The 20,983-nt window shown below is 65.0% G+C and carries 23 protein-coding genes and 1 riboswitch; of the genes, 18 read left to right on the top strand and 5 right to left on the bottom strand.

The annotated features are described in order from the left end of the window. Positions 1–8 precede the first annotated feature (8 nt). The 13 genes from ACLF6L_RS02945 to ACLF6L_RS02885 all read left to right on the top strand — a co-directional run bounded on the left by ACLF6L_RS02945 (position 9) and on the right by ACLF6L_RS02885 (position 9,605). On the top strand, positions 9–1,001 hold the full coding sequence (locus ACLF6L_RS02945) for a calcium/sodium antiporter (protein ID WP_238617371.1): 993 nt from the start codon (positions 9–11) through the stop codon (positions 999–1,001). Between the two features lie 62 nt (positions 1,002–1,063). Beyond that, positions 1,064–2,041, top strand: a complete 978-nt coding sequence (locus ACLF6L_RS02940) for a KpsF/GutQ family sugar-phosphate isomerase (protein WP_238617370.1) — start codon at positions 1,064–1,066, stop codon at positions 2,039–2,041. Between the two features lie 33 nt (positions 2,042–2,074). Then, a complete protein-coding gene (locus ACLF6L_RS02935) occupies positions 2,075–2,602 on the top strand; it encodes a KdsC family phosphatase (RefSeq protein ID WP_008930941.1) in 528 nt (175 codons plus the stop codon). After that, a complete protein-coding gene (gene lptC / locus ACLF6L_RS02930; protein ID WP_238617369.1) occupies positions 2,599–3,162 on the top strand; it encodes an LPS export ABC transporter periplasmic protein LptC in 564 nt (187 codons plus the stop codon). The genes ACLF6L_RS02935 and lptC overlap by 4 nt, the downstream gene beginning before the upstream one ends. Positions 3,163–3,358: 196 nt before the next feature. After that, entirely contained in the window at positions 3,359–3,853 is a 495-nt protein-coding gene (gene lptA, locus ACLF6L_RS02925; protein ID WP_238617368.1) for a lipopolysaccharide transport periplasmic protein LptA, read from the top strand. Beyond that, positions 3,850–4,575: an LPS export ABC transporter ATP-binding protein gene (gene lptB, locus ACLF6L_RS02920; protein WP_008930938.1), complete on the top strand. Its 726-nt coding sequence runs from the start codon at positions 3,850–3,852 to the stop codon at positions 4,573–4,575. The genes lptA and lptB overlap by 4 nt, the downstream gene beginning before the upstream one ends. A gap of 166 nt (positions 4,576–4,741) precedes the next feature. Continuing rightward, positions 4,742–6,259, top strand: coding sequence for an RNA polymerase factor sigma-54 (locus tag ACLF6L_RS02915; RefSeq protein ID WP_412852338.1), 1,518 nt, complete (start codon positions 4,742–4,744; stop codon positions 6,257–6,259). Positions 6,260–6,313: 54 nt separating this feature from the next. Beyond that, positions 6,314–6,637 carry a ribosome hibernation-promoting factor, HPF/YfiA family gene (hpf, locus tag ACLF6L_RS02910; RefSeq protein WP_238617365.1) on the top strand — a complete coding sequence of 108 codons (324 nt, stop codon included), beginning with the start codon at positions 6,314–6,316 and terminating at the stop codon, positions 6,635–6,637. A gap of 7 nt (positions 6,638–6,644) precedes the next feature. Next, positions 6,645–7,118, top strand: coding sequence for a PTS sugar transporter subunit IIA (locus ACLF6L_RS02905; protein WP_238617364.1), 474 nt, complete (start codon positions 6,645–6,647; stop codon positions 7,116–7,118). After that, positions 7,115–8,062 carry an HPr(Ser) kinase/phosphatase gene (gene hprK / locus ACLF6L_RS02900; RefSeq protein WP_238617363.1) on the top strand — a complete coding sequence of 316 codons (948 nt, stop codon included), beginning with the start codon at positions 7,115–7,117 and terminating at the stop codon, positions 8,060–8,062. Before ACLF6L_RS02905 ends, hprK begins: the two co-directional genes overlap by 4 nt. Further along, on the top strand, positions 8,059–8,919 hold the full coding sequence (gene rapZ, locus ACLF6L_RS02895; protein ID WP_238617362.1) for an RNase adapter RapZ: 861 nt from the start codon (positions 8,059–8,061) through the stop codon (positions 8,917–8,919). The genes hprK and rapZ overlap by 4 nt, the downstream gene beginning before the upstream one ends. A gap of 20 nt (positions 8,920–8,939) precedes the next feature. Further along, entirely contained in the window at positions 8,940–9,335 is a 396-nt protein-coding gene (locus tag ACLF6L_RS02890; RefSeq protein ID WP_008930932.1) for a PTS sugar transporter subunit IIA, read from the top strand. Continuing rightward, positions 9,336–9,605 (top strand): HPr family phosphocarrier protein, encoded by a 270-nt coding sequence (locus ACLF6L_RS02885; RefSeq protein WP_238617361.1) that lies wholly within the window; start codon positions 9,336–9,338, stop codon positions 9,603–9,605. 13 nt (positions 9,606–9,618) lie between these two features. Here ACLF6L_RS02885 and ACLF6L_RS02880 read toward each other — a convergent pair whose 3' ends face one another. Then, complete coding sequence (locus ACLF6L_RS02880; RefSeq protein ID WP_412852337.1) at positions 9,619–10,749, bottom strand: DUF484 family protein; 1,131 nt, start codon at positions 10,747–10,749, stop codon at positions 9,619–9,621. Between the two features lie 272 nt (positions 10,750–11,021). Here ACLF6L_RS02880 and ACLF6L_RS02875 point away from each other — a divergent pair, with 272 nt between their 5' ends. Continuing rightward, complete coding sequence (locus tag ACLF6L_RS02875; RefSeq protein ID WP_238617359.1) at positions 11,022–11,231, top strand: hypothetical protein; 210 nt, start codon at positions 11,022–11,024, stop codon at positions 11,229–11,231. Positions 11,232–11,246: 15 nt separating this feature from the next. Here ACLF6L_RS02875 and thiC read toward each other — a convergent pair whose 3' ends face one another. Further along, positions 11,247–13,136 carry a phosphomethylpyrimidine synthase ThiC gene (thiC, locus tag ACLF6L_RS02870; protein WP_238617358.1) on the bottom strand — a complete coding sequence of 630 codons (1,890 nt, stop codon included), beginning with the start codon at positions 13,134–13,136 and terminating at the stop codon, positions 11,247–11,249. A 44-nt stretch (positions 13,137–13,180) separates the two neighbouring features. Beyond that, a riboswitch (TPP riboswitch) is annotated at positions 13,181–13,280 on the bottom strand. A 57-nt stretch (positions 13,281–13,337) separates the two neighbouring features. Continuing rightward, a complete protein-coding gene (pap, locus tag ACLF6L_RS02865; protein ID WP_238617357.1) occupies positions 13,338–14,843 on the bottom strand; it encodes a polyphosphate:AMP phosphotransferase in 1,506 nt (501 codons plus the stop codon). A 268-nt stretch (positions 14,844–15,111) separates the two neighbouring features. Between pap and ACLF6L_RS02860 the strand changes: the two genes are divergently transcribed. The 4 genes from ACLF6L_RS02860 to ACLF6L_RS02845 all read left to right on the top strand — a co-directional run bounded on the left by ACLF6L_RS02860 (position 15,112) and on the right by ACLF6L_RS02845 (position 18,172). After that, positions 15,112–15,768: a protein-L-isoaspartate O-methyltransferase family protein gene (locus tag ACLF6L_RS02860; protein ID WP_238617356.1), complete on the top strand. Its 657-nt coding sequence runs from the start codon at positions 15,112–15,114 to the stop codon at positions 15,766–15,768. Between the two features lie 76 nt (positions 15,769–15,844). Then, complete coding sequence (locus ACLF6L_RS02855) at positions 15,845–16,168, top strand: rhodanese-like domain-containing protein (RefSeq protein WP_412852336.1); 324 nt, start codon at positions 15,845–15,847, stop codon at positions 16,166–16,168. 103 nt (positions 16,169–16,271) lie between these two features. Further along, the gene (locus tag ACLF6L_RS02850; protein WP_238617354.1) at positions 16,272–17,597 is read left to right on the top strand and encodes a TolC family outer membrane protein; all 1,326 of its coding nucleotides are present in this window, start codon (positions 16,272–16,274) and stop codon (positions 17,595–17,597) included. A gap of 2 nt (positions 17,598–17,599) precedes the next feature. Beyond that, positions 17,600–18,172: a hydrolase gene (locus ACLF6L_RS02845; RefSeq protein ID WP_412852335.1), complete on the top strand. Its 573-nt coding sequence runs from the start codon at positions 17,600–17,602 to the stop codon at positions 18,170–18,172. A 13-nt stretch (positions 18,173–18,185) separates the two neighbouring features. Here ACLF6L_RS02845 and waaA read toward each other — a convergent pair whose 3' ends face one another. Then, the gene (waaA, locus tag ACLF6L_RS02840; protein WP_412852334.1) at positions 18,186–19,442 is read right to left on the bottom strand and encodes a lipid IV(A) 3-deoxy-D-manno-octulosonic acid transferase; all 1,257 of its coding nucleotides are present in this window, start codon (positions 19,440–19,442) and stop codon (positions 18,186–18,188) included. Positions 19,443–19,458: 16 nt separating this feature from the next. After that, positions 19,459–20,883, bottom strand: coding sequence for a bifunctional D-glycero-beta-D-manno-heptose-7-phosphate kinase/D-glycero-beta-D-manno-heptose 1-phosphate adenylyltransferase HldE (gene hldE, locus ACLF6L_RS02835; protein WP_238617351.1), 1,425 nt, complete (start codon positions 20,881–20,883; stop codon positions 19,459–19,461). Positions 20,884–20,983: the final 100 nt, after the last annotated feature.

The following is a 20,983-nucleotide window of genomic DNA, read 5'->3' as shown; positions in this document are numbered from 1 at the left end:
ACACCTGTATGCTCACTTCCATCACCGCCGTCCTGCTGGGTCTGGTCATTCTGGTCTGGAGTGCCGACCGGTTCATCTTCGGTGCCGCCGCCCTGGCGCGCAACCTGGGCATCCCCACCATGATCATCGGCCTGACCATCGTCGGCTTCGGCACCTCGGCGCCGGAGCTGCTGGTTTCCGGCATTGCCGCCTGGCAGGGCAACTCCGGGCTGGCCATCGGCAACGCGGTGGGTTCCAACATCGCCAATATCGGCCTGATCCTGGGCATGACGGCCCTGCTCGCCCCTCTGGCCATCACCTCCGCCACCCTGCGCAAGGAAATGCCCTTGGTCCTTGGGGTCAGCGTGCTGGCCTACCTGCTGGTACTCAACGGCACCCTGGGCAGGATGGACGGCCTGATCCTGCTGGGCGGCCTGATCCTGGTCATGGCCTGGATGGTGCGGGACGGCCTCAAGGGACGCAACAACGGCCCCGACCCGATCCAGGGCGAGTTCGAGGCGGAGATTCCGCGGGCGGTCTCCACCGGCAGGGCCGTTCTCTGGCTGCTGATCGGCCTGGTGCTGCTGCTGATCAGCGCCCGGGCCCTGGTCTGGGGAGCGGTGAACATCGCCACCGCCCTGGGCGTGAGCGACCTGGTGATCGGGCTGACCATCGTCGCCATCGGCACCAGCCTGCCGGAACTGGCGGCGGCCCTGATGAGTGCCCGCCGCAACGAACCCGATCTGGTGCTGGGCAACATCCTGGGCTCCAACCTGTTCAATCTGCTGGGCGTGCTGGCCATCCCGGGTCTGCTCCGCCCCGCCGGCGTACCGGCCGATGCCCTGTGGCGGGATTTTCCGGTCATGGTGGGCCTGACCCTGCTGATCATCGTCATGGCCTTCAGTTTCCGGGGGCGTCCAAGGCGCATCAACCGGATGGAGGGCGGAGTGCTGCTGGCGCTCTTCATCGGCTACATGACCTGGGTGTATCTGAGCCTGAGTCCGGCCGGGGGGGCGGCGTAAGCGATGAAGACCGAAAATAATCTTGCTCAACCCACCTGAAGCATTGGTAGCATGACGGCATCATGAAACTCAATCCGGAAAAGACCCGCGAACTTGCTCTGGCGGTACTGGACACGGAGGCCGAGGGCATCCGCGGCCTGATGGCCCGCATCGACGCCCGGTTCATCCGCGCCTGCGAACACCTGCTCGCCTGCACCGGCCGCGTGGTGGTCACGGGCATGGGCAAGTCCGGCCATGTCGGCAACAAGATCGCCGCCACCCTGGCCAGCACCGGCACCCCCTCCTTCTTCGTCCACCCGGGTGAAGCCAGCCATGGAGACCTGGGCATGATCACGCCGGGTGACACGGTCATCGCCCTGTCCAACTCCGGCGAGACCGATGAACTGCTCACCATCCTGCCCCTGATCCGTCGCCTGGGCGTGCCGATGATCGCCCTCACCGGCAATCCCCGCTCGACCCTGGCGCGGGAGGCCACCGTGAACCTGGACGTGAGCGTGGCCCGGGAGGCCTGCCCCCTGGGCCTGGCCCCCACGGCCAGCACCACGGCCGCCCTGGCCATGGGCGATGCCCTGGCCGTGGCCCTGCTGGAAGCCCGCGGCTTCACCGCCGACGACTTCGCCCGCTCCCACCCGGGCGGGCGCCTGGGCCGCCGGCTGCTCCTGCACGTGGCGGACATCATGCATACCGGCGAACGCATCCCCGTGGTGCGGGCCGATGCCCCCCTGGGTGATGCCCTGCTGGAAATCAGCCGCCAGGGCCTGGGCATGACGGCGGTAGTGGATGAACAGCGACGACTCATCGGTGTCTTCACCGATGGCGACCTGCGCCGCACACTCGACCGGGGCGTGGACGTGCATGCCACCACCATCGGTGAAGTGATGACCCGTCAGTTCAAGACCGCCGCCCCCACCATGCTGGCCGCCGAGGCCCTGAAGATCATGGAGGATCACAAGATCAGCGCCCTGCCGGTGCTGGACGAGGGTCAACGCCTGGTGGGCGCCCTCAACATGCACGACCTGCTGCGCGCCGGCGTGGTCTGACCGTTCCTGCCCGACGCGTGGTATCGTTGCCCCATGAACGAAACGCTCACTGAACGCGCACGACGGGTGCGCTTCGTCATCTTTGATGTGGATGGCGTACTCACCGACGGCAGCCTGTTCCTGGACGATGACGGACGCCAGTACAAGGCCTTCAACAGCAAGGATGGTCAGGGCATGCGCATGCTCGCGGACAGCGGTGTCCAGGTGGGCATCCTGACCGGCCGCCGCTCGGGCGTGGTGGAACACCGGATGCGGGATCTGGGCATCCGGCTCGTGGTCCAGGGCCGACGCGACAAACTCGAAGCACTCGGCGGCCTGCTCGCGGATGCCGGTGTCGGCGCCGATGAAACCGCCTACGTGGGTGATGACGTGGTGGATCTCCCGGTCATGCGCCGGGTCGCCCTGGCCGTTGCGGTGGCTGACGCCCATGCCCTGGTAAGGGAACATGCCCACTACGTCACCCGACAACCAGGAGGGCGCGGTGCCGCCCGGGAGGTCTGTGAATTCATCATGGAGGCCCAGGGCACCCTGCAGGCCGCCATGGCAGCCTATCTGAGATGAAACTGCCCTCACTGTTCCTGATCCTGCTGCTGACTCTGGTCGCGGCCGTCGGCTTCTGGCTGGCCCGGGACGCCGATGAACGCCGCCGGGTACTGGAAGAAGCGGCGACCGAAGGGACCGATTTCTTTCTGGAACAGTATGCGGCCATCCATATGGACTCCCTGGGTGAACCCCGTTACCAGCTCCGCGGCCAGCGCATGGAGCAGCGCCAGGCAGACGGGTCCCGCTGGCTTGAGACCCCGGTACTGATCTTGCGGTACAGCCCCGGTGCCACCTGGACCCTGCGCGCCGAACAGGGCTGGATCTCTCCCGCCGGCGATGAAGTCAAATTGCTGGGCGAGGTGCACATCCACCGCGCTGCCGAGGGCGAGCGGGGCCCGATCACCATCACCACCCGGGACACCACCCTCTGGCCGGGTCCCCGTCAGGCCGTCACCGACGCCCCGGCACGTCTGCAGACAACCTATCAGGAGGCCGAGGGTCTGGGGCTGTTCCTGGACCTGCGGCATGAAGTTCTGGAACTCAAACGTGAAGCACGGGGTGTCTATGTTCCCCATTAGGGCTGTTCCCAGTCAGTCATTTCCGCACCAGCGGGAATCCAGGTCCAACGGAATGCGGCCGGCCTCCCCCGGGTCGTCATTCCCGCGCCAGCGGGAATCCAGTCACGGAGTGAAAAGCATGGGCTCCCGCCTGCGCGGGAGAGACGGCGAGGGAGCGATTCAATGCTCACCCTGGCGGCGGCTTGGAACGTGGTTCATGATCCCTGCCCTGGCCATCCTGCTGCCGGCCGGACCACTCCAGGCGCAGGTGGACCGGACATTGCCCATCCGCATCGAGGCGGACTCGGCCACCCTGGACGACAACCGGGGCATCAGCACCTACCGGGGCAGCGTACGCATCACCCAGGGCGCCACGGAAATCAGCGGCGATACGGTCACCGTCCATACCCCGGGCCGGGTGCTGGAACGCATGACCGCAGAAGGTCAACCGGCCACCCTGCGCACTCAGGACCCGCAGGGGCGGGAAGTCCGGGCCGAAGCCGCGCGGATGGAGTTCCTCCCCAACGAGCAACGCATGGAACTGAGCGGCAATGCCCGCGTGCGACAGGGCACGGACGAGTTCCGGGGCAGCCGCATCACCTATGACCTGCGCACGGCCACGCTGGAGGCCCGCACCGGGGACACCGGCCGCGTCGAGGCCATCTTCACGCCCAGGGAACAGCCCCCCGCCCCTGTCGAGGGGACGCCATGAGTCGTCTGCAGACCCACGACCTGGTCAAGCAGTACCGCGCCCGCAAGCCGGTGGACGGTGTATCACTGCAGGTGAACAGCGGTGAGGTCGTGGGCCTGCTGGGTCCCAACGGCGCCGGCAAGACCACCTGTTTTTACATGATCGTCGGCCTCATCCCCTGCGACGGTGGGCGCATCGAACTGGACGGCAGGGACATCACCCCCCTGCCCATGCATGCCCGCGCCCAGTTGGGCATCGGCTATCTGCCCCAGGAGGCCTCGGTCTTTCGCAAGTTGTCGGTGGAAGACAACCTGCTTGCCGTGCTGGAAACACGCCGCGACCTCAGCCGCGGCCAGCGCCATGAGCACATGGAATCCCTACTGGAAGAGTTTCAGATCATGCATATCCGCGAGAGCCTGGGCATCAGCCTCTCGGGGGGTGAGCGGCGGCGGGTGGAAATCGCCCGCGCCCTGGCCACCGAACCGGCCTTCATCCTGCTTGATGAGCCCTTTGCCGGGGTAGACCCCATCTCCGTGATCGAAATTCAGCGCATCATCACCCATCTGGTCTCCCGGAATATCGGGGTACTGATCACCGATCACAACGTCCGTGAAACCCTGGGCATCTGCAATCGCGCCTATATCCTGAGCGACGGACACCTGATCAGCGAGGGGCCGCCGGAAGTGGTGCTGGCAGACCCCCAGGTCAGGCGGGTCTACCTGGGCGATCATTTCCGACTATGAAAGTAAAGTTTTTGAGCCAACGCATGGTTTCCCCACACTGGGTCACATTTTTCGTGCCAGGACGTATAATCCGGATGACAGACCCGGCACGTGGCGGCAAGGCACCGTCGATACTGCCCGGACCCTTCAACTCCTGCCTGACGATTCCGGTGGCACGCCACATCCTATGCTGAAACCTTCTGTCCAGCTCCGTCTCGGCCAGAGCCTTACCATGACACCGCAGCTGCAGCAGGCCATCCGGCTGCTGCAGCTGTCCACATTGGAGCTTCAGGCCCAGATCCAGGAAACGCTGGAGACCAACCCGATGCTGGAAGCCCTGGAAGGCGCGGATGCCGACCTGGATACCGGCATGGATGAAAACACCCAACATGAAGGCATGACCTCCGGCGCCGACAACGCCGACAAGGATGCGGGGAGCCGAGAATTCGACGAGCCCGCCGAACGGGACAACACCAGCGAACCCTCGGAAACCATTCCCGAGGAGCTGCCCGTGGACAGCAACTGGGAAGACCTCTACGACATGCCGACCGCCGGCGGCGGCCAGATGGACAACGACGGTCGCGACCTGTTCGAGAACCAGAGTGCACCCGGCGAAGACCTGCGTGACCACCTTCTCTGGCAGATTCACCTGTCGCCCCTGAGCGAGCGGGACCAGGTCATCGCCATGACCATCATCGATGCCATCAACGATGACGGCTATCTGGCCGAACCCATCGAGCAGATCCACGCCGGCCTGGCCCAGGACCAGGAGATGGAACTGGAGCTGGACGAGGTGGAAGCCGTGCTGCGCATGGTCCAGCACCTGGATCCCGTGGGCGTGGGTGCACGGGATCTTGCCGAGTGCCTGCTGCTGCAACTGGAGCAGTTCGCGCCGGAGACGCCCTGGCTGGCCGAGGCCAGGACCCTGGTGCGTGATCACCTGGAAGCCCTGGGCACCCGCGACTTCAAGGGTGTCCAGCGCCGACTGGGTCTGGCCGACGGCGAATTGCAGGCGGTGATCGCCCTGATCCAGAGCCTGAACCCACGCCCGGGCACCCTGATCAGCTCCAGCGCACCGGAATACATCATTCCCGACGTCTTCGTGCGCAAGCGCGAGGGATGCTGGCAGGTGGAACTGAATCCGGAAGTCGCGCCCCGGTTGCGGGTCAACCCACTTTATGCCAGCTTTGTGCGTCGGGCCGATTCCAGCCAGGACAATGTCTATCTGCGCAACAGCCTGCAGGAGGCCCGCTGGTTCATCAAAAGCCTGCAAAGCCGCAACGAGACCCTGCTGCGTGTAGGCACCGCCATCGTGGAACATCAACGCGCCTTTCTGGAACACGGCGACGAGGCCATGAAACCCCTGGTGCTGCGGGATATCGCCGAGCAACTGGAGATGCACGAATCCACCATCTCCCGCGTCACCACCCAGAAGTACATGCACACCCCAAGAGGGATTTACGAATTCAAGTATTTCTTCTCCAGCCATGTGGGGACGTCCGACGGCGGTGAGTGCTCCGCCACGGCCATCCGTGCCATGATTCGCAAACTGATTGCCGAAGAACCCCAGGGCAAGCCCCTGAGTGACAGCAAGATTGCCCAGATCCTGGTGGATCGGGGCATCCAGGTAGCGAGGCGCACCGTTGCCAAGTATCGCGAGGCCATGGCGATCCCGCCATCCAACGAACGCAAGCGCCTCGTCTGAATCCATAACCAGGCCTCAGCTTCACTTTCACATTCCAAACCAAGGAGTCATCTCATGCAGATCAACCTCACCGGTCACCACGTGGACCTGACCGACGCCCTGCGCGACTATGTCAATGACAAGTTCCAGCGCCTGGAGCGCCATTTCGACAACGTCATCGACGTGCACGTGGTCCTGACCGTGGAGAAACTGCAGCAGAAGGCGGAAGCCAACATGCTGGTCAGCGGCAACACCATTTTTGCCGACGCCACCCATGCCGACATGTATGCAGCCATTGATGCCCTGGTCGACAAGCTGGACCGTCAGGTGGTCAAGCACAAGGAGAAGCTCAAGGACCATCACCGCGCCGAAGGCTCCCACCGCAACCACGTCGGGTGAGATATCCATGAACATCGGTGATCTTCTCGCTCCGGAGCGCGTCTGCTGTCTGCCGGACGTCAGCAGCAAGAAACGCGCTCTGGAGATGCTGGGTGAAATGCTTTCGAGCCACCTGCCCAGGCTGACCCAGGGAGAGATCTTCGACAGCCTGCTGGCCCGGGAACGCCTGGGCAGCACCGGCCTGGGGCATGGCGTCGCCATCCCCCACGGCCGGCTGGCCGGAGCCGACGAGGCCTGTGCCGCCCTGCTCAAGCTGGGCAAGGGCGTGGACTACGACGCCCCGGACAGCGAACCGGTGGACATCCTGTTTGCCCTGGTGGTGCCGACCGAATGTACCGACGAACACCTGCAGATCCTCGCATTGCTCGCGCGCATGTTCTCCGATCCGGAGACCCTGGCCCGACTGCGTAGCGCCAAAGGACCGGAAGATCTGCTGGACCTGGTACACCACTGGGATACCGAAAGCCCAGACTCACCGTGACCACGCCCCCCCTTACCGTCCATCACGTCGTCGAGGCCATGGGAGAACGCCTGGCCCTGCGCTGGGTGGCCGGTCATCAGGGCAGGGAACGCCGGATCGCTCACCAGGCCACGCCTCACGGCAGTACCTCACTGGTCGGACACCTGAACATCATCCATCCCAACCAGATCCAGGTGCTGGGTCCGGACGAGATGCGCTATCTGTGGAACCTGCGCAAGAACTCCCAGCGGGACATCCTGGAACAGCTGGTGAACGGCACGGCGGCCCTCCTGATCGTCACCGACGGTCTGGCGGTTCAGCCGGAACTGTGCGCCCTGGCGGACAGGCAGTCCGTCCCCCTGCTCTCCACCACCCTGCACAGCCACGAAATCATCAATATCCTGCGCTATTTCTTCAGCGACAAGCTGGCGGAGACCATCACCCTGCACGGTGTCTTCATGGAAGTGCTGGGCATCGGGGTGCTGCTGACGGGGGAAAGCGCCATCGGCAAGAGCGAGCTGGCCCTGGAACTCATCAGTCGCGGACACCGTCTGATTGCTGACGATGCACCCGAATTTGCCCGCATTGCCCCGGACATCCTGCGGGGCACCTGCCCGCCGGTGCTGGAAAACTTCCTGGAGGTCAGAGGACTGGGTGTCCTGAACATTCGTGCCATGTACGGTGACAGCGCCATCAAGAGCAGCAAGTATCTGCGCCTGATCATCGACCTGAAAGACCAGGTCGACGTGACGTCCGCCGACATCGACCGCCTTCATGGGGGACGCTGCAACCGGGTGGTACTGGGGCTTCAGGTCCCCGTCATCACCCTGCCCGTGGCCTCCGGTCGCAACCTGGCGGTCATGGTAGAGGCGGCGGTGCGCAACCACCTGCTGCGTCTACGCGGCTATGTTGCCGCCGATGACCTGGCCGCCCGCCAGCGGCGTCAGATGCAGAGCGACTCATGAAACTCGTCATCGTCAGCGGACTCTCCGGGTCGGGCAAGACCGTGGCCCTGCATGCCCTGGAGGATGCCGGCTACTACTGCATCGACAATCTTCATCTGGAACTGCTGCCGGCGGTGGTCGGCCAGCTTCGACAAGCCCCCCAGGCCGGTTACAGCGAGGCGGCCGTGGGCATCGATGCCCGCAGCGGCATCGAATCACTCGATCAGTTCGGTCGCATCGTCAACGAGATCCGTGCCATGGGTGTCGAACTGCAGATCATTTTCCTCTACGCGGAATTGGAAACCCTGCTGCGCCGTTTCAGCGAAACCCGCCGCCGTCACCCTCTGGCCCGTCGGGGCATCCCCCTGATGGAGGCCATCAACCTGGAACGGGACCTGCTGGGCGTCATTGCCGACCATGCCGATCTGGCCATCGACACCACCCGCACCAATGTCCACCAGCTCAGCCAGTCCATTCGGGAGCGGGTCCGTCAGGCCAGCCTGCGAGGGCTGTCGCTGCTGATCCAGTCCTTCGGCTTCAAGTACGGTTCACCGGTAGACTCGGATTTCGTGTTCGATGTACGCTGTCTGCCTAATCCCCACTGGCAACCGGGTTTAGCCGCCTTGACCGGCAAGGATCCGGCGGTGATCCGTTTTCTGGAGAACGAATCCATGGTGGAAGCGATGTTCAACTCGTTGCGTGACTTCCTCACCACCTGGATACCCCGGTTTGAAAGCGACAATCGCAGTTATCTGACCGTTTCCATCGGCTGTACCGGGGGGCGTCATCGCTCGGTCTATCTGACCGAACGACTCTCCCGCCATTTTCGTGAGCTCAGAGGCGACGGTGTAAGCACCCGTCACCGCGAACTTTCCTGAACCAGTATCGGTATGCATCCATGTCCGTCGGACTTCTCATCATCACTCACAATCACATTGGCGAGGACCTGCTGAGCACAGCCCGATCCATGATGGGCTCCATCCCCCTGGAGACTCGCTGCCTGGCGGTGTCCCAGTCCGGTGATCCGGACATCTTGCTGGACCGCGCAATTGACCTTTACCAACGTCTGAATCAAGGGGACGGCGTGCTGGTCCTGACCGACATGTACGGCTCCACCCCCAGCAACATCGCCAACCGACTGCTGCAACAACCCAAGGTACAGGTCATCGCCGGCATCAACCTGCCCATGCTGGTCCGGGTGCTCAACTACCCGAATCTGCGCCTGCATGAATTGGTCAACAAGGCCATCAGCGGAGGCCATGACGGTATCCTGCTCTGCGAGACCCACAGTTAAATGCCCAGCCGAGAACTCACCATCATCAACCGTCTGGGCATGCATGCCCGCGCCGCGGCCAAATTCGTCAACCTGGCCAGCAGTTTCGATGCCAGCCTGGAAGTGGAAAAGGGACACAGGCGCGTCAACGGCAAGAGCATCATGGGCATCATGATGCTGGCGGCCGGCAAGGGCAGCACCGTTCGCCTGGTTGCGGAAGGCGACGACGCCGAAGCTGCCCTGAAGGCCCTGGAAGGCCTGATCAATGACAAGTTCGGTGAGCCGGAGTAGTCGGAGAGGGAACCTAAAGCCCCAGGGGCAGCAACTCCAGTGACACCGCATCCGCGGGCGGCATGCCCGCCATCACCACCCGGTTGCGGCCGTCGCTCTTGGCCCGCAACAAGGCCTCATCCGCTTCCCGCAACAGGGCCTGTGCCGCGACGGACGGATCCTGGCCGGCCAGACGCTGCGGTGTCCAGTGCGCGACACCGATGGAGACCGTCACCGACAAGCGGTGATCATCCACCTGCACAGCCCCGCCGGAGACCACCTGCCTGACCCGTTCCGCGACCGCGCGCACCTCCTGGCGATCCAGCCCCGGCAGAAGCATCACAAACTCCTCGCCGCCGTAGCGCGCCAGCAGATCGGAACCACGCAGATGCCGCCCCAACCGCTGCGCCACCGACGAGATGACCTGATCCCCGACGCCGTGACCATAGCGGTCATTGACAGCCTTGAAATGGTCGATATCCACGAACAGACAGGCCAGGCTCTGTCGCTCCCGCACCACCCGGATCATTTCCTCCTGCAGGCGCAGGTCGAAGAAACGGCGATTGCGCACCCCGGTCAGGGCATCGGTAACCCCCAGTTCCCGTAGCCGCCAGGCGGCCAAGGCATTCTCGATGCAGATGGCGATCACCGCCGCCAGACGTCTGAGCAGATAGGTATCCATTCCCTCGCCATAGCGACCGCTGCAGCGACTGCCCAGGGACAGCGCCCCCAGACGGCGTCCCGCACGCTCCACCGGCACCAGTGCCACGCTGCACAGCTCACCACGGTCGGCGAAGCGCAAAGACTCGGGACAGGCGGCATAATCCCCCAGATAAAGACCCGCCAGGGTTTGCAATGGATCGGCGGAGGACAACAGTCTCAAGGACCATTGTTCGCGGGAGCAGGGGGCCGCTTCCAGTATTCCACTGATGAGGCTATCCGGATCGTGGAGCACCAGACCCACGTGATCCAGCGCGTAATCACGGGGAAAGTCCTCCAGCAACAGGGACAGGATACCCACCAGATCATCGGTGGCCAGCAGGCGCATTTCCAGATCGGTCATCCGGTCCAGCTTGCGCTCGTTGTCACGGGCCGCCGCGATGAGCGTGGCAAGGCGCTCCTTCAGCCAAAGGTTCTCCTGCTCCAGTTTTGTCTGTTCCGCCATGCGTTGCCGTTCCCCTGTCGAGCCTGACTCCAGCCTATCCCATCCATCCTTTACGGATCATGACCTGCATGCACCGAGGGAACAACCTGATTTTGATCAGTCCGAACATACCGCCTGCCGTTTCCCCGGTCCCGGAGACTGGCAAGGTGGCGACCATTGGACTACACACAAGAAAGACATACCCGCCAGGCGACTGGATACCGGCGGCAAGTGATTCATCCAGGATGGTTTTCCGTGGCGATCCCACACCCACCACCGGGAGCACTTCACAGATGCAGATCGACCGGGCTGACCATGACGACCCGACCCTGCAGACCCAGACCTCGCTGGCCGCGGATCTGCTGGACGGGCTCATTGCCTATCGCCAGGAACTGGGCAGGTTGGGAGCAGACCTTGAAGAGATGCTGAGGGCGGCCGGCATCAGGCCGTCGTCGCCCTGGCGCAAGGCCAGGGCCTATCGATACCAGCCGCCCCCGCGCTAGACGGACACCGGAAACTCAGACCTCCCGATAGACCCGGGCACCGCTCTTGACGAACTCCCGGGCCTTCTCCCGCATTCCCTGGTCCAGTCCTTCTTCCGCCGACACCCCCTGCCGGGCGGCGTATTCACGCACATCCTGGGTGATCTTCATGGAACAGAAGTGGGGGCCGCACATGGAACAGAAATGGGCCACCTTGTGGGCCTCCTTGGGCAGGGTCTCGTCGTGGAAATCCCGCGCCCGCTCCGGGTCCAGAGACAGGTTGAACTGATCCTCCCAACGGAACTCGAACCGGGCCTTGGACAGGGCATTGTCACGCACCTGGGCACCGGGGAAGCCCTTGGCCAGGTCCGCCGCGTGGGCGGCGATACGATAGGTGATGATGCCGTCGCGCACATCCGCTTTGTTGGGCAGCCCCAGATGCTCCTTGGGGGTCACGTAGCAGAGCATGGCGGTGCCGTACCAACCGATGTTGGCCGCCCCGATGCCGGAGGTGATGTGGTCATAGGCGGGCGCGATGTCCGTCACCAACGGCCCCAGGGTATAGAAGGGGGCCTCGAAACAGTCCACCAGTTCCTTGTCCACGTTCTCCTTCACCTTGTGCAGGGGCACATGGCCGGGGCCTTCGATCATCACCTGTACGTCGTGCTCCCAGGCCACCTTGGTCAGCTCGCCCAGGGTCTCCAGTTCGGCGAACTGGGCGGCGTCGTTGGCATCCGCCAGACTGCCGGGACGCAGACCGTCACCCAGGGAGAAGGCCACGTCATAGGCCTGCATGATCTCGCAGATCTCGCGGAAATGGGTGTAGAGGAAGTTTTCCTGGTGATGGGCCAGACACCACTTGGCCATGATGGAACCGCCCCGGGAGACGATGCCGGTGAGTCGGTCGGCGGTCAGGGGCACATAGCGCAGCAGCACCCCGGCGTGGATGGTGAAGTAGTCCACCCCCTGCTCCGCCTGCTCGATCAGGGTATCCCGGAACAATTCCCAGGTCAGTGCCTCCGCCTTGCCGTCCACCTTCTCCAGGGCCTGGTAGATGGGTACGGTGCCGATGGGCACCGGGCTGTTGCGCAGCACCCATTCGCGGGTCTCGTGGATGTGCTTGCCGGTGGACAGATCCATCAGGGTATCGCCGCCCCAGCGGCAGGACCACACCAGTTTCTCCACCTCTTCCTCGATGCTGGAGGTCAGGGAGGAATTGCCGATGTTGGTGTTGATCTTCACCCGGAAATTGCGCCCGATGATCATGGGCTCCAGCTCCGGATGGTTGATGTTGGCGGGAATCACCGCCCGGCCGGCGGCCACTTCGTCACGGACGAACTCCGGTGTGATGAGATCCGGGATGTTCGCCCCCAGGGGCTGACCGGGATGCTGGCGTAGCAGGGCGGCGTAACGGGGATCCTCGCGCATCTCCTGCAGGCGGCAGTTTTCCCGAATGGCCACGAACTCCATCTCCGGGGTGATGATGCCCCGGCGGGCGTAGTGCATCTGGGTAATGTTGCGGCCGGGCCGGGCACGCCGGGGGGCGCGGATATGCGCAAAGCGCAAATGGGCCAGCTCGGGGTCCTCGGCACGGGCCTGGCCGTAACGGGAACTGGGGCCGGACAACGCCTCGGTATCCCCCCGCTCCTCGATCCAGGCCCCGCGCACGCTGGGCAGGCCCTGCAGCAGATCGATCTTCACCTCCGGATCACTGTAGGGACCGGACGTGTCATAGACGGTGATGGCGGGATTGTCCTCGGAACCCGTCCCCATCCGGGTGGGGGCCAGGGTGATCTCCCGCATGGGCACCCGGATATCGGGGCGGGAGCCGGTCACATGGATCTTGCGGGAACCCGGAAATGGCCGGGTGATCGCTTCGGAGACCTGGGCGGTCTTGCGGACGAAGTCCTGGGGGATGGCACTCATGCTGCTGTCTACCTCGCGTGAAGGCGGGGAAGACGGAAGGCGCGGACGCCCATCCGAAGCTTCCCTCCGCCGGTATGATCCGGTTCAGGTTCCAAGGGTGTTTCTCAGCCCAAGCCCCATCGGCGGGCACCCCTAGCCTCGTGGCCGTCCAAGCTATAGCAGGCAGCCAAGGTTTGCAACCGAAAAGCAGCCCACCGGCAGCTACTCGGACGACGGCTGCCGCAACACGGCCTCCAGCCGTCGGCACACGGTTTCCAGTACCGTCACCCGCCCGAAACGCTTGTCATTGGCAGCCACCAGGGTCCAGGGCGCGAACTCCGTACTGGTGCGGATCACCATTTCGTTCACCGCCGCCTTGTAGGCCTCCCACTGCTGGCGATTGCGCCAGTCTTCATCGGTGATCTTGTGCTGCTTGTAGGCCACTTCCTCCCGTTCCTTGAAACGGGCCAGCTGCTCCTCCTCGCTGACATGCAGCCAGAACTTCACCAACACGATGCCGTGCTCGGTCAACTGCTCCTCGAAGTCATTGATTTCATGATAGGCACGACGCCAGCAATCCTCGGCGGCAAACCCCTCCACCCGTTCCACCAGTACCCGCCCGTACCAGGAACGGTCGAACACCATCATGCGCCCACGGGGCGGCACATGCCGCCAGAAGCGCCAGAGATAGTGATGGGCCCTTTCCTCGTCCGTGGGGGCGGCCACCGCCACCACCCGGTACAGCCGGGCGTCGATGCCGGCGGTCAGCCGCCGAATCGCCCCGCCCTTGCCGGCGGCGTCCCAGCCCTCGAACACCAGTACCGTGGCCACGCCCTGATCCTTGGCCCGCCAGGCCAGATCCCGCAAGCGGGCCTGGGCACGGGACAATCGCTCCTTGTAGACCGATTTATCCAGCGTCTGGGTCAGATCGAGATGGTCCAGCACGGTGATGCGGGCACTGTCTTCCGGCGGCAGGCTGGGGGCATGGGAGGCAGTGACGGGCGGGCTCGGCGCGGCCGCCAGTTCCAGCCGCTCGCGGATGGCATCGAGCAGGGTGCGTCCCACAGTCAGATCCCGATAGCGCCGATCCGTGGCCTCGATGAGATACCAGGGGGCCAGACCGCTGTCCGTTTCCCGGATCACCCGCTCACCGGTCTCCACCAGGCGACGATACTGGGTTGCCTGCTCCTTGCCCTTGGGCAGACGATACCAGCGGCTGGCAGGGTCCTTGAGACGCTGTTTCAGGCGGATTTTCTGCTCATCCCGGGTCAGATGGAACCAGAACTTGACGATCAGTGCCCCATCGGCCACCAGCATGTTCTCGAAATCGCGGATGCGGCTCAGGGATTCATGCAACCGTGCCTCGTCCCATTCATCCCGGATATGCCGACGAATGGGTTCCGAATACCAGGCACCGAAGAAGATGCCGATGCTCCCCCGCGCCGGCATCGCCTGCCAGTAGCGCCACAGCCGGGGCCGCGCCTGTTGATCACTGGTGGCCTCCCAGAAGGCGTGGGTCTCCACCCCGCGGGTGTCCAGCCAGGCATTGAGTCGGTTGACCACTTCCCCCCGGCCTACCCCATCCACCCCTTCCACAATCACGATCACGGCGGTATCGGTATCCCTGAGCCGACGCTGGGCCTCCAGCAGTTCCGCGCGCAGCTCGGGCACCGCGGCGCCATAGGCCTCCTTGGACAGACTGCGACCGAGTTCGGCAGCTTCAAACATGATGTCCTCCTGGGGTATCGCCACGGATCATGACCCTGCAGCATGCCACAAACCCGATGCTGCATTGGACCGGCCGTGGCCGGTATCATTGCGCATTGCACAAGAGCATCAAGGACTTGCCGGAACATTAGTGAAGGCTTAATCTTTCAGTCTGCCGATCCAACGGCAGCTCGCCGCCAGCTTTGCGGATACTCAACGAGTCAGATAAAGCACGAGACCGGACCACTCTGGGACTCCCATAACAATCACAAGACGGCAGATAACCACCATGAACCTGGATCAAGCTCGCTTCAATATGGTTGAACAGCAGGTCCGTCCCTGGGACGTGCTGGACCCCAAGGTACTGGATGTGATGGAGAACGTCCCCCGGGAGCTGTTCGTGCCCCGGGCCCACGCAAAACTGGCCTACGCGGACCTGGAAATCCCCCTGGGACAGGGTGAGTCCATGATGCGTCCCACCGTGGAAGGGCGCCTTCTGCAGGCCCTGGATATCCAGCCGCGGGATGTCATCCTGGAGATCGGCACCGGCTCCGGCTACCTGACCGCCTGCCTGGCCCGGCTGGGTGGCCAGGTGGACAGCATCGACATCCATAAGACCTTCACCCGCGCCGCCAAAAAACATCTGGACAAGGCCGGCATCACCCATGTCCACCTGGAGACCGGCAATGCCGCCGAGGGCTGGACCGGGCAACGGGGGCATTACGATGTCATCGCCGTCACTGCCTCCATGGCCCGGTACCGGGACTGCTTCGAACGTCAGCTCAGTCCGGGCGGCCGACTCTTCGTCGTGGTGGGGGAAGCGCCGGTGATGGAGGCCATGCTGGTGACGCGCCAGGGCGAGAACGAATTCACCCGCCACACCCTGTTCGAGACCAGCCTCAAGCCCCTGACGGGCTTCGAGCCCAGACCGCAATTCATCTTCTGACCAGGACCAGGTCGATCGGGCGGGTACGGCATCGCCCGATCGACCCATGTAATGTCCCTTTCTCGACGGGCCAGACATGCAACACCTCTCAGCCCCGCAACTCAAGGCGTACCTGGATCAGGCCGGGGACCCTGCCCCGCTGCTGATCGACGTGCGCGAATCCTGGGAATATGACATTGCCCACATCCCGGGCTCACGGCATGTTCCCCTCGGCCGGCTCGGGACCCTGGTCGAAGACATCCCGCCGGACACGGAACTGGTGATGATCTGTCATCACGGCATCCGCAGCCGACAGGCGGGCATGCTGCTGGAGCGACAGGGTTTCACCCGCATCATCAACCTCACCGGCGGAATCGATGCCTGGTCACGGCAGGTGGACCCCAACCTGCCCTGCTACTGATGTCCCGACAGATCCCCTATGCATTTTTTCCCGGTTCCCGGTAGGATAATCAGGATTCACTGATGGAATATTTCCTTCTTGCCCGCCCGGGCCGGAGACACCGATGATCCGTTTTCCCAAAACCCTGCTGGCTGCCGCCCTCGTCGGATTCACCCTGGCAACCGCACCCGTCCAGGCCACCGATCTCATGGAGATCTATCGTACGGCCCTGGAACGTGACGCACAGCTGCGCGCCGCCGAGGCCCAGTTCCGGGCGGCCCTGGAACAGCGACCCCAGGCAAGATCGGTCCTGCTGCCCCAGATCGAAGGCTCCCTGGGATATGCCTACACGGACACCGAACGAGGGGGCGACTCCTTTGATTACCGCACCAGCAGCTTCGAGCTGTCCCTCAACCAGACCCTCTACGATCACCGCAACTATGTGGCCCTGCGCCAGGCGGACCTGGGTATCGCCCAGGCCACGGCGGTGCGTGACGCCACCCGACAGGGCCTGATCCTGCGAGTGGCGGAAGCCTATTTCGGCGTGCTGGCGGCCCAGGACAACCTCTCCTTCGCCCGCGCGGAAAAAGAGGCCATCGGACGCCAGCTGGAACAGGCGGAGCGCCGCTTCGAGGTGGGCTTGATCGCCATCACCGACGTCAAGGAGGCCCAGGCCCAGTTCGACCTGGCCGTGGCCGAGGAAATCGCCGCCCTCAACCGCCTGGATCTGGCCGGCGAGGAACTGATGGTGATCACCGGCCAGTTCCATGAGGCACTGGCCCTGCTGTCGGAACGCATGCCCCTGGTCTCGCCGGAGCCGGGCAACATGGATCAATGGGTACAGACCGCCCTGGAAGCCAACCTGGCCCTGATCGCCCGCCGCTTCGGCACCGAGGCGGCCGCCGAGGAAATCAAGCGCCAGCGGGCCGGTCATTATCCCACCTTGGGCCTCTCGGCCAGCTATACCGACCGGGATTTTCACAATGCCCCCGGCGGACCGATAGCCAACAACTTCCTCGACAGCCGCGACACTCAGGTGGGCATCCAGCTGCGCGTCCCCGTCTACACCGGCGGCCGCACCACCTCCCTCACCCGGGAGGCCCGGGAAAGCTTTGACGCCGCCCGGGAGGAACTGGAACTGACCGAGCGCCAGACCGTGCGTCAGACCCGTAGCGCCTTCCTGTCGGTGAATGCCGGCATCTCGCGGGTCAACGCCCTGGAACAGGCCCTGGAGTCCACCCGCGCCTCCTTCGAGGCCGCCGAAGCCGGATTCGAGGTGGGCACCCGCACCGCCGTGGACGTGCTGCTGGAACTGCGCCAGGTGTTCCGGGCCGAGCGTGACTACGCCGAGGCCCGTTACGCCTATTTGCTGGATACCCTGCGCCTGAAGCAGGCCGCGGGCACCCTCAGCGAGGATGACCTGCTCGCCATCAACACCTGGCTGGACTGATGATGAATCACACCCCACCCTCCCCCCTGTGCAGTGCCGAACACAGCCAGCTCCTGGTGGTGGACATCCAGGCAAAGCTGGCCGTGGCCATGGACGCCGACACCCGCCGTGAGGTCTATCGACGGGCCGGCAGCCTGGCCCAGGGGGCCGGCGTGCTGGGCATCCCGGTGACGGTAACCGAACAGTACCCACAGGGTATCGGGCACACCGCCGGTGAAATCCAGGGCATGCTGCCGGAGGCGGTTCGGGTGCTGGAGAAGACCACCTTTTCCTGTTGCCGCGACGAGGGCATCATGGGCGCCGTGAAACGTGCCGAGCGGCCCCAGGTGGTGATCTGCGGCATGGAGTCTCACGTCTGCGTGCTGCAGACCGCCCTGCTGCTCGTGGAGGCCGGATTCCAGGTCTTCGTGGTGGAAGACGCCGTCTGCTCCAGGGATCCGCGCAACAAGGCCAATGCCCTGGCCCGCATGGCCAGGGCCGGGGTGATCATCACCAATTTCGAGTCGGTGCTGTTTGAATGGCTGGCAGACTCACGCCACCCGAAGTTCAAGGAAATCCTGAATCTGATCCGTTAAGCCGAACCGGCCTTCAAGAGGCCTGTTCCACCCAGTCCAGCACCCGCTCCACCGCACCCCGGTTTTCATCCAGCACCCGTCGGGCCGCCGTTGTCATGGCACGGCGGGCCGACGGGTCCGCCCACAGGGCCGACACCGCCTCCGCCAGCCCATCGGCGTCCGCCACCCGGCACACACCCCCGGCCCGCTCCAGGGCCTGGTAAACCTCGGTGAAATTGAATACCTGCGGACCGGTCACCACCACCACCCCATGGGCGGCCGGCTCCAACGGGTTATGCCCGCCGGTGGGCACCAGACTGCCCCCCACGAAGGCCACCGAGGCCACTCCGTAGAGCAGCAGCAACTCCCCCATGGTATCCCCCAGCCACACGGCATCCCCGACCTTGGGCGGCAGACCGGCACTGCGGCGCGCCACGGCAAACCCTTGCGTCCGGCACAGGGCCGCCACGGCCTCGAAACGCTCCGGATGGCGGGGCACCAGGATCAGCAGGGCATGGGGCCACCTGGACAAAAGGAACCGGTGCGCCGCCAGCACCTGCTCATCCTCCCCCGGATGGGTGCTGGCGGCGATCCACACCGGCCGCTCGCCCACCTGCGCGCGCAACATCGCCACGGCCCGGATCAGGTCATCGGACAGGGTCAGGTCATACTTGATGTTGCCGCTCACCCGCACCTGATCGGGCCGGGCACCCAGGGCCAGAAAACGGCGGGCATCCTCCTCCCCTCGGGCCGCGATCCCGGACACCCGAGCCAGGGTCTGCCGGACCAGGGGCCGGATGCGGGCATAGCCTCGGGCAGAACGGGCCGACAGGCGGGCATTGACCACCATCACCGGGATGCCCCGGCGGGCACAGGCCCGATACAGGTTGGGCCACAGTTCGGTCTCCATGACCAGCAGCCGCTCGGGACGCGCCCGCGCCAGAAAGCGGGCCACCCCATCGGGCAGGTCATAGGGCAGATAACAGTGTTCCACCGAGTTCCCGAAACGCCGGATCACCTCGGCGGAACCGGTGGGGGTGGTGGTGGTCATCAGGATGGCATGCCCGGGGAACCGCCGCCGCAGCCCCGCCACCAGCGCCGCGGCGGCCGCCACCTCCCCCACCGAGACCGCATGCACCCAGAGCCGGGGCCGATCCGGCAGGCGGGGCGACCAGCCCAGGCGCTCCCCCCAGCGGTGACGATAATCCGGATTGGCGCGGCTGCGCAGGAGCAACCGCGCCAGCACCAGCGGCGTGATGAGATAGAGAATCAGGGAATAGAGTACGCGCATGCCGGTCAGAGGGTCGTCAGGTGCCCCGGATCCGGTCGATGACCCGGGTGGTGGACACCCCATCCAGGAACGGCAGCACTTCCACCCGGCCGCCCAGGGCACGGACATGGTCACCGCCCACGATCTCCTCGGGCCGGTAGTCCCCGCCCTTCACCAGCACGTCCGGCGACACGGCCCGGATCAGACGCTCCGGCGTATCCTCCCGGAACGGCACCACCCAGTCCACCGAGGCCAGCCCCGCCAGCACCGCCATGCGTCGCTCCATACCGTTCACCGGCCGCCCATGGCCCTTGAGACGGCGCACAGAGGCGTCATCATTCACCGCCACGATGAGGCGATCCCCCAGACGCCGGGCCTGTTCCAGATAGGCCACATGCCCCGCATGGAGGATGTCGAAGCACCCGTTAGTCATCACCACCCGCTCCCCCTGGGCCCGGGCCTCCTGCACCGCCAGCAGCAGGTCCGCCTCCGACAGCAGGCTACTCCAACCGCCCTGATGCCCCCTGACCGCCGCCCGCAGCTCCGCCGGGGTCACGCAGCCGGTGCCCAGCTTGCCCACCACGATGCCCGCCGCCAGATTGGCCAGGGCCGCCGCCTGGGCCAGATCCTGTCCGGCCCCCAGGGCCGCCGCGATCACCGCGATCACCGTATCCCCCGCCCCGGTCACGTCATAGACCTCCCGGGCGCGGGTGGGCAGGTGCAAAGGGTCCCGGCCCGCCCGCAGCAGCAGCATGCCCCGCTCGCTCAGGGTGATGAGCAGGGCCTCCAGATCCAGGTCCGTCCGCAACCGTTCACCCCGACTGACCAGCAGATCGTCACGGGGACAAGGCCCCACTACGGCCTCGAACTCGGCCAGGTTGGGGGTGAGCAGGGTGGCGCCCCGGTAGCGCTCGAAATCACGCCCCTTGGGATCCACCAGCACCGGCACCCGGGCCTCCCGGGCCGCGCGGATCATGCGCGCCACCTCGGTCAGGGTCCCCTTGCCGTAATCGGACAGCACCACCACCGCCTGCCCGTCCAGATGCCCCGCCAGACGATCCGGCAGGGACGCGGTATCCGCAGCCTCCAGGGGCTGTTCGAAATCCAGGCGCAACAACTGCTGATGGCGGCTCAGGACCCGCAGCTTGGTGATGGTGGTCGCCCGGGACGAGCGGGCGAAATCACAGCTCACCCGGGCCTGGGCCAGGAGCCCTTCCAGGGCATGGCCGGCCTCGTCCTCGCCCACAATGCCCAGCAGCCGGGTCTGCACCCCCAGCCGGGCCAGGTTGACGGCCACGTTGGCCGCCCCGCCGGGACGTTCCTCGACCTCGTTCACGTGAACCACGGGCACCGGGGCCTCGGGGGAGATGCGGGCGGTGGCCCCGGACCAGTAGCGATCCAGCATGAGATCACCCACCACCATGATCCGGGCCTGTTCAAAGGCGGGCATGTGCAGATTCACGGCTTGACTACCTTGCAGAGGAAACCGGGGAGGATCTTACCATGGGGCGCTCCATCGCCCTGCGGACACGGACCCATTTGCTACAATCCGCGGCCAGTCC

Source organism: Ectothiorhodospira shaposhnikovii (assembly GCF_047222355.1).
Taxonomy (GTDB): domain Bacteria; phylum Pseudomonadota; class Gammaproteobacteria; order Ectothiorhodospirales; family Ectothiorhodospiraceae; genus Ectothiorhodospira.
This window is presented reverse-complemented; position numbering and strand designations above follow the sequence as displayed.